The 14414-nt window shown below is 55.2% G+C and carries 12 protein-coding genes and 6 pseudogenes; 9 read left to right on the top strand and 9 right to left on the bottom strand.

The window, feature by feature from the left end; genetic code table 11:
- Both FHT79_RS31975 and FHT79_RS29995 read left to right on the top strand, forming a co-directional pair.
- Positions 1 to 195, top strand: a 195-nt coding sequence (locus FHT79_RS31975) for a hypothetical protein (RefSeq protein ID WP_210304869.1), incomplete at its 5' end; no start/stop codon positions are given.
- A 239-nt stretch (positions 196 to 434) separates the two neighbouring features.
- Positions 435 to 1103: a DUF4956 domain-containing protein gene (locus FHT79_RS29995; protein WP_183904616.1), complete on the top strand. Its 669-nt coding sequence runs from the start codon at positions 435 to 437 to the stop codon at positions 1101 to 1103.
- Between the two features lie 753 nt (positions 1104 to 1856).
- Here FHT79_RS29995 and FHT79_RS29990 read toward each other — a convergent pair.
- A complete protein-coding gene (locus FHT79_RS29990; RefSeq protein ID WP_183904615.1) occupies positions 1857 to 2036 on the bottom strand; it encodes a hypothetical protein in 180 nt (59 codons plus the stop codon).
- 213 nt (positions 2037 to 2249) lie between these two features.
- Here FHT79_RS29990 and FHT79_RS29985 point away from each other — a divergent pair, with 213 nt between their 5' ends.
- Together FHT79_RS29985 and FHT79_RS29980 are read left to right on the top strand one after the other, a co-directional pair.
- Positions 2250 to 3041: a M57 family metalloprotease gene (locus FHT79_RS29985; RefSeq protein WP_246714079.1), complete on the top strand. Its 792-nt coding sequence runs from the start codon at positions 2250 to 2252 to the stop codon at positions 3039 to 3041.
- 29 nt (positions 3042 to 3070) lie between these two features.
- Positions 3071 to 4000: a serine protease gene (locus FHT79_RS29980; protein WP_183904614.1), complete on the top strand. Its 930-nt coding sequence runs from the start codon at positions 3071 to 3073 to the stop codon at positions 3998 to 4000.
- A gap of 882 nt (positions 4001 to 4882) precedes the next feature.
- Here the strand turns inward: FHT79_RS29980 and FHT79_RS29975 are convergent.
- The 4 genes and pseudogenes from FHT79_RS29975 to FHT79_RS29960 all read right to left on the bottom strand — a co-directional run.
- Positions 4883 to 5062: pseudogene (locus FHT79_RS29975) on the bottom strand (IS3 family transposase); the annotation flags it as partial.
- A gap of 511 nt (positions 5063 to 5573) precedes the next feature.
- Positions 5574 to 5663, bottom strand: a pseudogene (locus FHT79_RS29970) (integrase core domain-containing protein); the annotation flags it as partial.
- 861 nt (positions 5664 to 6524) lie between these two features.
- Complete coding sequence (locus FHT79_RS29965) at positions 6525 to 8345, bottom strand: peptidoglycan-binding protein (RefSeq protein ID WP_183904613.1); 1821 nt, start codon at positions 8343 to 8345, stop codon at positions 6525 to 6527.
- 108 nt (positions 8346 to 8453) lie between these two features.
- Positions 8454 to 9620 (bottom strand): serine protease, encoded by a 1167-nt coding sequence (locus tag FHT79_RS29960; protein WP_183904612.1) that lies wholly within the window; start codon positions 9618 to 9620, stop codon positions 8454 to 8456.
- Between the two features lie 181 nt (positions 9621 to 9801).
- Here FHT79_RS29960 and FHT79_RS32535 point away from each other — a divergent pair.
- A pseudogene (locus tag FHT79_RS32535) lies at positions 9802 to 9999 on the top strand (hypothetical protein); the annotation flags it as partial.
- 297 nt (positions 10000 to 10296) lie between these two features.
- Here FHT79_RS32535 and FHT79_RS32330 read toward each other — a convergent pair.
- Complete coding sequence (locus FHT79_RS32330; protein WP_244604748.1) at positions 10297 to 10677, bottom strand: ATP-binding protein; 381 nt, start codon at positions 10675 to 10677, stop codon at positions 10297 to 10299.
- 34 nt (positions 10678 to 10711) lie between these two features.
- On the bottom strand, positions 10712 to 10933 hold the full coding sequence (locus FHT79_RS32325) for a hypothetical protein (RefSeq protein WP_244604749.1): 222 nt from the start codon (positions 10931 to 10933) through the stop codon (positions 10712 to 10714).
- Between the two features lie 272 nt (positions 10934 to 11205).
- Between FHT79_RS32325 and FHT79_RS29945 the strand changes: the two genes are divergently transcribed.
- Entirely contained in the window at positions 11206 to 11538 is a 333-nt protein-coding gene (locus FHT79_RS29945; RefSeq protein ID WP_127429971.1) for a DUF6572 domain-containing protein, read from the top strand.
- Positions 11539 to 11890: 352 nt separating this feature from the next.
- On the opposite strand, the pseudogene FHT79_RS32320 reads toward FHT79_RS29945, so the two are convergent.
- Together FHT79_RS32320 and FHT79_RS32315 are read right to left on the bottom strand one after the other, a co-directional pair.
- A pseudogene (locus tag FHT79_RS32320) lies at positions 11891 to 12506 on the bottom strand (transposase); the annotation flags it as partial.
- Between the two features lie 250 nt (positions 12507 to 12756).
- Positions 12757 to 12954, bottom strand: a pseudogene (locus FHT79_RS32315) (hypothetical protein); the annotation flags it as partial.
- 251 nt (positions 12955 to 13205) lie between these two features.
- Between FHT79_RS32315 and FHT79_RS29935 the strand changes: the two are divergent.
- The 3 genes and pseudogenes from FHT79_RS29935 to FHT79_RS29925 form a co-directional block, all read left to right on the top strand.
- Entirely contained in the window at positions 13206 to 13484 is a 279-nt protein-coding gene (locus FHT79_RS29935; protein WP_097596198.1) for a DUF1778 domain-containing protein, read from the top strand.
- The gene (locus tag FHT79_RS29930; RefSeq protein ID WP_132576138.1) at positions 13481 to 14008 is read left to right on the top strand and encodes a GNAT family N-acetyltransferase; all 528 of its coding nucleotides are present in this window, start codon (positions 13481 to 13483) and stop codon (positions 14006 to 14008) included. Before FHT79_RS29935 ends, FHT79_RS29930 begins: the two co-directional genes overlap by 4 nt.
- 165 nt (positions 14009 to 14173) lie before the next feature.
- A pseudogene (locus FHT79_RS29925) lies at positions 14174 to 14398 on the top strand (integrase core domain-containing protein); the annotation flags it as partial.
- Positions 14399 to 14414 lie beyond the last annotated feature (16 nt).

The following is a 14414-nucleotide window of genomic DNA, read 5'->3' as shown; positions in this document are numbered from 1 at the left end:
CCGAAGCCGAGGAGCAGTACTACGCCATGCTGGACGAACCAGCCATGGCTGCATAACTTAAACCAAACGGCCTCCGGCAAACCCGGTGCGGTTCACAACGCCATTTTGCATTCGGTTGCGTATGAACTGCCCGCTTCCGACAAGCAAATGACCGCACTGCATAAGACCTTGAACATGAATCCCTCACAGATTTAGCAGAGTGAGCGTTCGAACTTTCGAGTTTGTCCTTATACGGAAAGCGTTTAGCGATCCGTGGACAGCGTATAATCCACAGTAACCATTATAGCGACACGAACAATGTCGCTTATCATGACTGTATCAAATTGATGTTGTAGGTATCGATTATTTCAGGTAGCATATATGTAAAAATACAATTGCAACAACTTTGGTTTTCCGTCGCAAAAAACTTGTTGCATTGCAGAAGGGGAACAAGAATGACTGAGGGTATATGGGTCTGCAGGATCGTAGCTTCACTTCTTGCTGGGATCATCGTAGGGCGATCATACGCGTTACTTAACAGAGCCAATGCTTACTCGACGTCGTTCGTCCATTCATGTGTCCTCACTTCGTTTCTCTGCGCGATCCTTGCAGGTGTAATCGCTGATGAGGCATATAAGGCCGGGCAGGCTTTAGCGTTTGCGTTGGTGGGGATGCTTGGATTGATTCGCTTTCGAACCGTCGTGAAAGACACCCGTGAATTCACGATGGTCTTTCTCGCTATCGTTACGGGGCTCGCCATTGGAGCGGACCATATCGTTTTGGGATTGATCGGATGCGGCATTTCGGTCGCAATGTTATTTGCGCTCGATCGGTACCAATTTGGGGAGTCATCCTTTGGCATCGTTCGATTAAAAATTAAGTTAAAGCCGGAAAAGGCGCTTGATCTTGCGCATGTTCTCCAGGTTCCCGTCGATGCCCTGGAGAAGACCGCGGCAAAGCTTTCTGACGATGGGAGCGTTTCCGCCACTTACGAAGGGATGCTTCCCAAAACCTGGTCAGCGTCGGAGGCCATCGCAATGCTGCGAGCCCATGACGCCGTCGAAGAAGTAGCGATAGCTCGACAGAACCGATTTCGCGGAAGGTTCGAGAAAGATGATGACTGACGACGCAAAAACCCACGCGCTTAGATCGCCTGCTTGATGATTGCATAACTTTTTTTGAGCCAGTTTTATGCCCAACAGGATTCCCAGAAATTCGCCCTTACGAACAATCGATGGACGCTCGAGGCGCTGAATCCGCCCCCCGAATTTGGCTCTCCAGGTTAGAGCGGGGCTCTTCGTCCAGCCACCGTGAAAAATCGATGAGTGCCGGGGTGAGTAACATGACGCGGTTCGGGCCGCCGTAAAGCCGTTCGATTTCCGTGACGATCTGCGGCGTGGGCTATTGAAAAGGGCTGCCCAGCGGAAATGGCGTGATATCTTTCCGCCGCCAGAAAGGAGACTCTGAGCCATATTGGTATAAGGGTCGGCGTCCATCTCCGGCGACAAAAGCCCATCCTCCGATTGTCCGGCTTCCTGCGCGAGCCGACGCATAAAGTATGTAGCTCGCTCGAGCCGCTGACTTCGCGCTCAAATGCGCGCATGTTTTCGAAGGATTGAGAAAAACTCTCGGACATCGTTGCCCGGAGGGCCTCGGTAAGAGTAGCTACGTCGGGCTCCACACTTGGGCACTTTCGACTCCAGTGCCAGAGCCTCGATCGTGCGAAGTTCCACTTCGGCACTCGGCGCGGTGCCGGTGAGAAGCTGGCGCACAAGAACAGCGCCGATCCATGGCGCCAGTGCTCTATCTACTTCTGGAACTTCATCCGGAATCACAGAACGCTCAGCATCCCCGAAAACGACGCGTTGGACAAAGCCTCAGGCGGGAAGGTCATGGGCGTTAAATACATGACAATGCACGTCAGTGATGACGCTAGTTTCCTCCTTCGCGAGCAGAGCATTTGTAGGAAGCAGGCTAGCAGGCAGCAGCGCCGCCGCCCCTTGCGTGAAGCGTCGGCCAGAAAGCTTACTGATGCCCGCGCGAAATAAAGCGGTCATTTGTCTTCCTCCGGCGCCCTTTGATTAGCTCGACAGGCAACGCAATTTTATCCCCTAAGGTGGTGAACAAGCTCTCATTCTTTTCGTGGTCTAATTGTACTGTGGCCAAGCAGAACAAACTATGATAATTTCTAATTGTAATAGTTCTTAATTAGTGAGGCTGGAGTTATAGACGTCTGAGCGTCAACGAAGTACGTTCTCGAGGAGGGGAATATGGTTCGCCGTCTAAGTATGTTTGCGATAATTGCTTCCTGTTCAGTCACTTGCTTCACAAGCACCACCCTTGGCTCAGAGCAAGGCACTTTGGAAGCGCTTAGACAGGGGTCGATCCCCACGGGCAGCCAAGTAATTGTGCCGGAAGTAACCGATAACGCTCCGGCCCTTGAAAACGCCAGCGTCAACACGATTTTCAACCTCACTGCGAAAGAGCAGGCGATCATTGTCGATCGGCTTTTCCCCCTTGCCGCTGCCAAGTGGCCATTCAACGTCGTCTTTGTGTGCTGGGAGAACCCGACGCCTGAAAACCTGGAAGGCCGCGAATGGGTGCGTGATGCGGTGCTCAACAGCTGGGAGAAGAGCTCTACGCTCAAATTTATGGGATGGCAGACCTGCCAGGCCTCGACGCTTGGCATCCGCATCCTCATCGAGGACAGCGGCGCGCATGTGAAGGCGCTCGGCAAATTCCTCAACGGCAAGAAGAACGGGATGGTCCTCAATTTCGACTTCGCCAATTGGAGCACCGGCTGCCAAGAGAGCAGGGAGTTTTGCATTCGTTCGGTGGCTGTTCATGAGTTCGGGCATGCCATCGGTTTCGCGCATGAACAGAACAGACCAGATGCACCGGGCGAGTGTGCGGTTCGTCATCAAGGTTCGAACGGCGACGTGCTACTCACTCCCTATGATCCGAATTCGATCATGAATTACTGCTCTCCCGAGTGGAACAATGATGGTGAGTTGAGCGAGCTCGACATTAAGGGCGTACAATATTTCTACGGCATGCCATAGGCAGAAGGCTCATTTTCAGGGAGGCGGCGGTGCGGCTGACGTTTTGCAGAGGACAGTTCCTTGTTGGATTCCTGCTTGCCGGGGTCGTTCTGATCGCCGCCCCGCGCCCCGTGCGAGCCGATGCGCACAGCGACATGGCGCCAAGCCTCGTCCATCTCCGCATCGAGGCAATGGACAATCTGGGGAACCCGAAAGAAGGCAAGGCGACCGGATTTCTCGTCACCGCGGGCGGCCAGGTGCTGACCGTCTATCATCTCATCAGCGGCCTCGGCGACATCGTTCACGAGACGGTCAAGATCACCGCCCGCGTAGGACGTCAGGGCACGAATCCCGCCGACTTCGTCGAAAGCGCCGCTGTCGTTTCGGCCCTTCCAGAACTCGATCTCCTGCTCCTGAAGATCAGCCAGGGACAGGAGACGTACAAACCCGTGCGCCTCGGCTCGTCGCGCTCCTTGCAGCTTGGGACGCGCCTTCTCACCTCCGGTTTCCCCGAAAATCTAGAGCTTTGGCAAAGTGACGGCGCGCTTCGATCAAAGCAGGGGCCAGGCGGGACCCTGTGGGGCACCGACATGGAGTTTCTCGGCGGCCAGAGCGGCAGCCCGATCTATCTCGATACCGGCGAGGTCGTTGGCGTCGTGAAGGGACAGCTCAGCGGTGCATCCAACTTCAGCTTCTTCGTTCCAATCGATCTTGCCGATCCGCTACTTATCCCGTTGCGGCTTGAGGCGATCGAACAGCGCATCGCAGCAATCCCGAAAGAGTGTCGAATCTGCGTTAGCGCAACACCGACAGGCCTCTGCTCCGGCAACACGCAAGGTTGTAGCGAATGGAGCCAAGCCGGCGCAGCTACGGGAGAGGAAGCTTCAAGCAGTGGTTGGAGTGCTCCTATCCAGATCATTCGGGACGCAACGCCCAGCTTTGCCGATTGCAAGATCCGCTGGAAGGTCGAGTGCCGGTAATCGGTGTTCGAACCAGACAGTCTAAAAGTGGATTAGACGTAATGATCCTTAACGGCCGTAAGGTCGCAGGCGGGTTGTTTTTGGACGCTTATGATGGTTGGCGCAGTTATGCCAACCCTCGCCCAGGAGCTTTCTGATCCCGGCTGGAACGATCCCTTTTTCTCCGACTACCTCGCGAGGGAGAGGAGTCGGCCGATCGACGCGGCGCCGCCTAACGGTGGCGTATCTTTCAGCCTCCCCGTGCTCGGTTCGATTGAAGGTGCGCCGGGCGCAGGTGACGTCGCGGCGCCGATCGGCGGCCCACTAAGCAAGGCCGGCCATTCCGGGATTGCTTTCCTTAGCCGCGGCATTGGCAAAGCCCGGGCAAAACGAGGTAGTCATCAGCTATGCGCGCGGCAATCTCGTGTATGGCGTGACCGTTTCCTACCTGGAGAGCAGCGAAAGCCTGTGTGCCAACAGAGCAGCGCTTGAAGCTCTCACGGGCCAACTCATGCCTGTCGCTGGCCCGCCGGCGCCGAACTAGTTCGGAGGATTCGTAATGCGGTTCGTTCTGAGGATGGCGACATTACTGGCGGCTGGCGCGATGACTTTCTTCTCGAAAGCCGCGCACCATTCCAGTGCGCAGGAAGCTTCTACTGCCGCCCCGAGCCTCAAGTATTTCGGGCCGGGCAACATACTGCCCCGAGCAACTCTAGGTGTCCGCGGGCGCAAAGTCTTCGCTGGGTATTCCCACTCAAGGTTGGTCGCTTGACAGGGCACCACGCGTACATCGGCACGCAATAAAACCAATATCACGGCGTGAATTGGGTTAATGATCCCCGGCTGTCCAACTATCTAAGCCGGGACAATCAATGCCAGCCTCGCTGACCTTGCCCCCAAGTTTTATCCAGCTTTGAGTTCGCTCCAGCGGTTTTTGGTTGCTGTATTTGGGTTGGTAGCGGCGGGTTGCGGTGCGGAGCCATTTCGGCTGCGCAGCACCGCATCACGTCGCGGATTGATGGTCTGAGCGAACTCGGCGGGCATCAGCCAGCCAAGGCCGGAGTGCGGTCGATGATCGTTGTACAACACGACGACAGAACACCCACGGGACCGAGGTTCGCGAGCTCTTGTATCCGTGGCATCCTTGGTCCGGGCGGCTCGTTTACGTGCATGAGGCGGTGTCCAGAGGGACGCATATTTTCCGCTGCAGCCTTTCTGGTTCTTCTTCTGGTCGACTTCTTGAGGTCCCGTCATGGATGTTCGACCGATCGGTGAGTGGTTCTTGGCGCAGCCTGGCGGTCCCGCACGTCGATCTCGCAAGTCTGCATACTTTGGCAAGATTGCTGAAGGACGCTGATGCCTAATCGCAATCTTCGGTAATGGGCGCAGCATTGGTCTCTCACGAAACGAGTCGGAGAGATGTTCATGCCTCGCCAGCCCATGACATGCCAGTTCGATCTGTTCTCGGCCCCGCAGCGGGGGAAGATGGCATTGATCGCGCCCGAAAGAACCCGCGATACCCCACAGGATCGCCTCCAAATCAGGAAAGCTTATTCCCTTCAGCGACATAGAAAGATGGGCGTTATGAAATAGGATTGTAATCGCTGCGCCAGTTTGAAAGCTCTGATCGAGCGTGGGTCAATGACGAGAAGAGCGTTTCATTCAAGAGCTCGTCGCAACGATTTCTCCAGCCTCTGGCGGCACAATTGCTCGATCATAGGCCTCGTTGCCGATAATGCGAGTGGCGCGCGTTCATTCACCTATTATCGCCCGAGGAAGGCAATCGAGGCGGCTGTCGCTGACGATCCGGTGCTGTTTAAGGGGGTGAACCAAGGAGGGGAGTTTCGCGGCACGGCGAAGCTTTATAGTGCACGTTGCGGCACTCAAGCCTTTGCCGTGATGGGTAGCGCTGCCGACGGCTCACAAACTATCAAGGTGGTAGGCTCGCGGAACCCCCTGGACAGTGAATGCGGGCCATTGGGACGCAGGACGGGGCTCTAGAGTTCGTCTACATCGAGAATGTCTGTCAATGTCGCCCCTGGACTTACCGTTGTCCAACATACGGTGCCGCCGGATCGAGACGCTTTCGGAGATCACACGGAACTTTCCTGGCGATCACCTTCTATCCGGACGCTTCCGGAACGATTTGGCTTCTTCCATACTTTAGGGCATTTCCAGGCCTTGTTGGGCGCGCTGGGAAGATCGACAGCGCCGGCGGCCTGATACCGGAACTAGCGACCGACGGGGCTCGCTGTGTCGCGCGTGTGGATTAGGAAGCGAAAGTTGAAAAGCTTTTGATGGAAATGAGCGCTGCGCAGCAAAGTTGACCAACTCAACACGAAATTGACGGCTTGGTTATAGGCTCTGCAGACCCCAACTAGCCAGTATCGGGTCTCCGTAAGGATAAGAAATATCAGAATCGGGCCGAACCTACGGTATAGGATGAACAGCACCAAAGCCCCATTGGCTGAGTGGGGCACGCGCCCCACGAAGCATGCAATACCAGCAGACGAGACAACGACCAATGAGCGCGCGCGTAGATCCCTCAGTCGCTTGTATTTCCGCAAGCGGGCTGGCCCTTGTTCGTGCCTTTAGCGCCTCTGCAGCTAATTAGTGTCGCGCCGGGTTCCCGGCATGTACCGTTAGCCCGATACTGTTCAGCAACATCCTCGCGGACGCCATAAATTGTGAAATCGGCCTCGACCCAGCTTCTCCCTCCTCCAATGCTTGCGCGGGGGGTCCAAGTGTAGATGCCGACGCCATCCTTCGTGCTTCTTGCGCTCATTACTGAGGCTCTATCGCCAGTGGCGGGGACAACCGATTTCGGTTGGATTCGAGATCGGCAGTACTCATAGCCAGATGGTAGGGCAATGCTTAGATGCCCCTCCTCGCCATTGCGGTCTACCTTGGGGACCGCCGCAAGAGCCGCCGCGACTGTGCCGGAGGGCAACCCGAGAAACGTAGCGGCGCCGTCCGCGAGTGAGCTGCATCTCTCGTCTCCGGCACAGAAGCCGATGGCGTCGCTCACGTTCTTAGGCTGCACGACAGGGTTGATTACTGTTTGAACGACGACAAACTCCTTGCTAACTTCGGGCGTCGCTTTCTTCCCGCTTTCGAGAGCTGCCACCTCGCGGAGAGCAGCGAGCACCGCGTCATCAACCGTGCCGGTGACCTTCAGACCTTGCTGCCTCTGGAAAAGTGCGATCGCCGTTCTAGTCTGTACTCCGTCCATGCCGTCGACGAGTCCAACAGGATAGCCCAGTTCGGAAAGCTGACGCTGCACCTCCTTGATACGCTCTGTTGCCGCATCAACGGGACGTTCAATGCTTCGTCCAGCAGGGTCGTCATAGATGACGAGCCTGCCGCTTCGTGCGTCTAAAAACGCGGCGATATCACCTCGCGGCGAAACGTCAAGTGCACTGGGGCGAAACGGCAATTTCAGCGCGTTCTGCACCTCGACACTTCGGGTCGATCGGCTGTAAACGAAAACCTCCGTGCTATTTTGACTTCCCACCAGGATCACGTCCTGCTCAGTGTCAGCGGCCACAAGCAACGGGGATTTTCCGAACGTGGAACTCGATATGCGTAGCGGCCTAAGATCGACTACCTGAATAATATCGAAGCTGGAAAATTCCTCGTTCAAATCTGCGATTAGCAGCCGGCCATCGCGTGAATCGCCTATGACAATTGAATTGGGTTGCTCGGATATTCTTCCATTCCGCAAGGTGGCTACGAGATGAAGAGGCGTCTGGATTTCATCGGCAACCTGCGTTCCCATGTTGAGCCTACCAATCCACCCGCCCGTTATGAGATCGATCGCAGACACTGTACGCTCGAATGCATGCGAAACGAATGCAATCTGCTCGCCGGGTACTGCTTCGATCCCGGCCACCGTCCCACCTTTGAGAATGACTTCGTTGCTGCCCTCGTCGAAGTTGAACCTATTGTCGCTACCATTTGCACCAACGTCAAATACTTCTACAGGAACATGCGTCAACCTTTCAGTAGAATAGCTCGCGACAAACAGTTTATTGTCCGGTCCCATCGCAACGGATGGTCCGTCGAGACGCCTATCGAACACTACAGTGCGCACGTCGCCGTCGTCCAACGAGACACGCGACAAGGCCGTGTTGCCCGCTGCACTGTCCTCTCCTATGAGGAACACATATTCACCGCTGGCTGAGAATGTGGTGTCTAACACGTTGTGTTGGATCTGCCTTGAAAACCGGATGCTTCTCGTGGCCAGATCATAGATCACGACGCTGTCTACGGGGCCGCCAACCAACACAAGATTTCGACTGTCTGGGGCGAATTCGAGGTAATAAGCCCTGATGTCGAGTTCGATAGGTAGCGCCGCAGTCGGCATGCCAGCTTGTGCTGGATGCGGAATAGCAGCGGCGAGAAAGGCGCATAGTGCCCAGATCAAGGGGCTGCTAACTTGCTTCCAGGTTGCTAGTCTAGGCGACATGGCCACTTACCTCTCCAAAGTCATTTTCTTCGAGGGCAATTGAGTCCCGTCAGACAAGGAAATGATAAAATCAACTTGGAGCGAAACATGGGCGATGTTGTCATTGGCCTCTTTGTAAAAGTCGATGATCGATATCGCCTTCTCCAGATCGAAGTAGCCTGTGTCTGCTGAATTACCTTGCTTGGGCGTGTAAGTTTTTTCCGGCAGCGTTTCGAACAACTTGATCCCGCCATCCTTCTGGTGACCGACGGGCGTTACCTTAACCCGGATCTGGGTGGGAAAAGGCTCGCCTGACAAAGCCTTTTCATAATAAATCCTGACCGACTCCATCCCACTTTCCAGCTGTTCGATCTTTCCTTGCAAAGTCATATACCTCTGCAGGCTTTCTATCGTATTTTGGATTGTTTTTATCCGGATTGCCAATTGTTCTGGCCCGTGCTCGGGATCTGTCAGCTCAGAGGTCACTTTACTTATGCTTTGCTGAAGCGCGTTGACTCGTGTAGCCGCCATTAGCGGATCGGCAAATTCAATAGGAATAAGGAACTGGTCGCCGCCTCCTGGCGAAAATTGGCCACGGGCCAAGCCTATGACTTTGCCGTCGTCCGTGTATACTGGACCCCCAAATTCACCTCTTTCGAACGGCAAAGTTGTCGTCCAGAGGTGAACGCTGTTGTTGTCGCGGTCGCTCACCTCTCCTGAATGCGTGCGATATCCGTTCTCGTCTGAATAGCCGGACGATAATACCGTGGCATCTTGAGCAATCGAGGTAGACTTACCAAATTCGACGCTTGGGTGGGGCGGACCGCTGGAATAGACCTTTAAGAGCAACAGGTTCATATTCTGAGAGAAATCCACAATACCCGCTCGCAATGTGGGACTGGGATTGTTGCTGCCTATGTCAGCGAGGATATCTATCGTCTCTGGATTGACGTCCCCCAGTCCAGTCAGAAGACTATAGACGGTTAGAACTAGCCCGTCGGACGACACAACAAATCCCGTCGACTTTGACAACACCGTCGTATTATCCGACTTCCGTCCAATTGCTTGGATCGCGACCAAGCTCGGCTTGATCTTGTCATGCGCCGACTGGGCGTCGGCGGAGGACACCGGTGCGAGTACAAGGGACAGTAGGATCAAGAAGACTGAAGGAATTGCTTTGGCTCTAGCCCGCATGTGACTCCCCTCCACTTGAAGCTTCCTAGCTTAATCAACTTCCGGCTGTTTCTCAACAAAATCTATTCGTCAACAGACTGATAATTGATGACAGTGATGCTGTACGTCGAAGGCTGCTGATCCGGGACTGTCAGGAAGTCTGTGCGTGAGGTCATGATGATGGAAAGGAGAGAATCATGACATTGCTATAGAGAAAGAACTTTTGGATCAGCTTCTTGCCGGTCGCGATCCGTCTGAGGTTTTCGGCAAGGAGGGGCTGCCCGGCGATCTGAAGAAGGCGCTGTCGGAGCTTATTCTGAATGCCGAACTTCGTTGAATGGCGCCGCGTGGAGCCAGTCCAGACCGCTGGATGCCGTCCGATATGAAACGATCTTCGGGTTGAGCACGCCAGCGTTCGCCGACGAGCTATTTCCAGAGTCCGAGGAACAGTTCTGGCAGTCATTCGATATCCACGTCGGCCGGGATGTCCTTAGTCGCTGGCATGGCGAGCGCTTCGGCCAGCGACTGGCTTGTTTCCATAGCGTTCACGTTTTAGGCCAGGAAAATCGCATAATGTATCGACGGGAACTTCTCCGGCCAGCGAATAGAAGAACGATTGCTTGCCAAGCATGTAGCTATCGCGAGTGGCTGGTCTACGGTTCGAATACTTTCAAGGCGTCGCTGTGGTCAATAGATTTTAGGCGGCCCAATATGGAACGCACCGCGCGTTGCGCCTACCTTGATCGGGATCTGCGGGCGCAATGCGATCGAATTTGATCGATTCAGCGATGATTGCCGAAACGGCCTGATATTCCTCCGGCGGGAGTGAAAAACGCTCACGAAGTGTGGCGTTACTCATGTAGTCGTGGGTGAGCCAGCGAAGGACACAATGGAAGAAGCAAGCTCGCAGCTTTTCGGCCTTTGACATCTGAGCGAAGCTTTTCGGTGCGAATAGAACGACACGCATCGAATTTTCTGACGAGATAAAGTCGGGAGCGGGCAGATGCTGCGCTTCGATTTCAATTAGGGACTTGTCGAGACCCCTTCCGCGCTCTTCGCAGAGTCCGAACGAACGCATAGTTGCAGCGAGCTTCTCGTTTCTTGCGCGGCGCTCATCGAGGATGCGGTCGGCGCTGATCAGGGAATTGCCGGGGGTTGGTGACTTCGATGCGATTGTCGTAGATTTCGACCACGGGACCAACACCGGTCGCCATGAAATCCTGTTGGATGAGTGCGTTCGCGATAACTTCGCGAATTGCGGTCTCAGGAAAGTGCGGCACCATCCGCCGAACGCCATCGATGTATCGTTCTTCTTTGGGAAGGCGTTCCATCAAGAACCGCATCATTGCGGTAAAGCCGACAGCGTATCCTTTCTTGCAGAACACGTATCGACTTGATGGGGCGTGACGCAAACGGGAATATTGCTTGCACAGAAATGCAAAGCGTCTGCAACAGCACCATTGACTAAGAATCAAGCGGCGGCTTTCCCTGAAATGCAGCAGTCAGGTGCAGTGGTTGTTGGCAGGGGGAAACCAGGATTTCCTGGAGGCACACAAATACCTCCCACAACAGTCGATATTAATAGGCCGTAAAACGAGGTAGTGAAATGTCTGTTGATCAAACGAATGTAGTTGATGCTATCGGGATTGATAACTCCACAGGTGAGGTAGTCCTGACGATTACTGATCACCTTGATTGGACGGAAAACGGCCGTAAGCACCTTTTCCTACTGCAGGAAAAGCTCAATACCTATTTGAGCTTTGTTGAGAGCGGTGAGATCTTAGAAACATACCCGAACGCAAAAGACAGGGCCGTTTTAATAGACATTGTAGGCAAATATCAGCTGAGCGAGCAGGCCCAAGCCTTTTATGCCCAATTTGCGCAAATCGTCGAAGGTGCCGGAATAAAATTCCGGTACCGACTGTTTAGCGGAAGTTAGTTCTAAACACACGTCGGCGAAAAGGTCCTCGTATTTTCGGCCCTACGGCCTCAGCCGGGTGATCCGCAAGGAGGTGACGGAACCGGGTGCGACGGTGGCAACGCTGCTGGCTCAGAACACCTATGACGAACCGGCTGCCACCGGCCAGTCGCACAATGCCGGCATGCTGACCAAGGCCGAGAATGACAATGCGACGGTGACTTACACCCGTTTCTACAACGGCGCCGGCGACAAGGGCATCACCAGCACGACGATCGACGGGGTGACTAGCACGACCACGGTCGAGCACGGCCCGACCGGCAAGACCACGGCAATCGCCTATGCGCCTGCCAACATCGTCGTCGGCAAAAGGAAAATCCATCGCCCAGACGTGATTGGAATGGGTCGGCTCCGTCCGGTCGGCTCGCAGCTTCGCCTTGACCCGACGCTTGGGAACCTTGTTGCGGAGTTGCAGGTCCATCTCCTTGTAAAGACGATAGATTCGCTTCGGATTGACGGGCCACCCGTCGCGCTTGAGCAGGACATGAACGCGACGATAACCGTAACGCACCCGTGTCTGGCAGATGTCTTTGATCTTCAGCTTCAACTCGGCCTGCTCGCCGCGCGTGGACTTGTAGACATAAAGCGACCGGTCAATCTTCAGCACCGAACATGCGCGCCGGACTTGATCGTGTCGACAAGCTTGCGCTTGCGGGCAGGCTTCAGAGCTTTTTTGACAGCACGTCCTGAAGCATCGCCTTGTCCAGCGACAGGTCGGCAACAATCCGCTTCAGCTTGGCGTTCTCCTCCTCGAGCTGCCGCAATCGCTTCATCTCTGACGGCATCAGACCGGCATATTTTTTGCGCCAATTGTAGAAGGTCGCGTCCGAAATTCCTGCCTTGCGGCAGACCTCACCGATCGGCGTCCCGTCCTCTGCCTGCTTCACAACAAAGGCGATCTGCGCTTCCGAAAACTTCGAGGCCTTCATCGAATTCTCCTCTTCTGCCCAACAGGGATCTTAAGTGAAAAATTCCAGTTCCAAGTGGCCTAATTTGACGGGGGCACGTCACTCGCCTGCCAGCGCATACTGCAGGCGAGCAACCCGTCGTTTGCGTTCAGCGTTTTATTTCCTTGCTATGCTGTCCATCGGATCGTCGACGTTGGTAAGCTCCTTCGCCACCACACTCTACGCGTCGTCCGCCGGGAGTGCCAACCTCAGATATGACAGTGGGATGTCGTTACTCGCGAACTTCTAGACGGTCTCCGTATTTGAGAGCGAGCCACCTGCAATCTTCGCAATCAAGCTCAATGCCATCGAGTGTGACTGTCGCAGTCGCCGTGCTGCGAACAGACTGATCCAACCTGGCGACACGAAGAATGGCGTTGCCAAGCAGCATCTCACATGGAGCCTGATCTACTTCAGGGCCGCCGACAGCTCGGACTATCTGCAGACTTTGCGTCCGTACTGGGCGTCAACGGGCGAAATCGGACGCCCGTTGCTCCTGAGGGCGTTCGCGATGGTCTGAAAATCGCTGAACAGCTGACAGGTGATCCCAACGTTCTGCAAGCCCTGAGGCAAGCCAAGAAGATATAGAACTGCTCCCATCCGCCGTGTACGCCTTGAAGGCGCACACCATTGACGCCGAGAGGAGTTTCGCCTATATTTCATTGAGAGATGGAGGCTGACATGCCGAGTATAGCGAACGAGAACAGTGAGCGTATGAGTTTGAGGGTGCCTGCCACGGCCAAGGCTAAGCTCGTGCGCGCTGCGGCACTTCGTAATACCGATCTGACGAATTTCGTAACCCAATCCGCACTGCGAGAAGCAGAAGCTGTGATCGAAGAAGCCGAAACGATCAAAGTGTCAGAGCGCGATCATCTTCGCATTCTTGAGCTTCTGGAAAATCCGCCCAAACCCAACGCCAAGCTGCGCGCGGCGATTGCCGGTTTGCCGGACAGCCTATGACTTTACCTGCATGGCATGAGGAACCGATCGCCAAGTCTCACGGTCGGGCGGCCTTCGATTGCGGCGACGCTCAGATGAACGAGTTCCTGCTCCGCTTTGCCCGACAAAGCCATGAGCAGAATGCCTCGAAGACCTTCTGTGCTATCGACGACGCAGTGCGCGACCGCATTCTTGGGTTCTATACAATCGCGCCTTCGGCAGTCGAGCACGCAACTGTGCCTGATGCAATGACACGCGGTCTTGCCCGCCATGATGTGCCGGGCTTCAAGCTCGCGCGATTGGCTACCGACCAAGCGGTTTCCGGACAGGGACTGGGAGGCCAGCTCCTAGCCGCCGCAGCGCTCCGCTGCCTACGACTTGCAGGAGAGGGCGGGGGACTTCTATTGATCATCGATGCCAAAGGCGAGCGCGCCGCCAACTGGTACGCTTCCTATGGCGCCGAACCGCTGAAGGACAAGCCGCTGACTCTCGTGATGCCGCTCATCACCTTCGCGGCCGACTTGCGGGCTAAACGTCTTCTTTGATCCCCTAAGGCGCGGGGACACGATTGATTTCGCCGAAAGCGAACTGTTGCATCATGGCGATCAGCTTAAGGACTAGCTCTACCACAATTGCCATCTGGAAAGCCGGGAGCCCCAGCAGCCGTCTAGAGAGGAAAGAGGCCGAAGCGGCCTTCAAGGCTCCTGAAGATGATCGTCAGCGACAATGGCAGTGAGTTCACCAGCAACGCGATCCTGCAATGGACGGATCTGACCAAGGTGGAATGGCACTACATCGCACCGGGCAAACCGATCCAGAACGCCTTCATCGAAAGCTTCAATGGGCGGCTGCGAGACGAGTTCCTGAATGAAACTCTCTTCTCGTCACTGACCCATGCTCGATCAGCGCTTTCAAACTGGCGCAGAGAATACAATCCTGTTTCATAACACC

It is taken from the genome of Rhizobium sp. BK212, from assembly GCF_014197475.1.
Lineage (GTDB): Bacteria > Pseudomonadota > Alphaproteobacteria > Rhizobiales > Rhizobiaceae > Rhizobium > Rhizobium anhuiense.
This window is presented reverse-complemented; position numbering and strand designations above follow the sequence as displayed.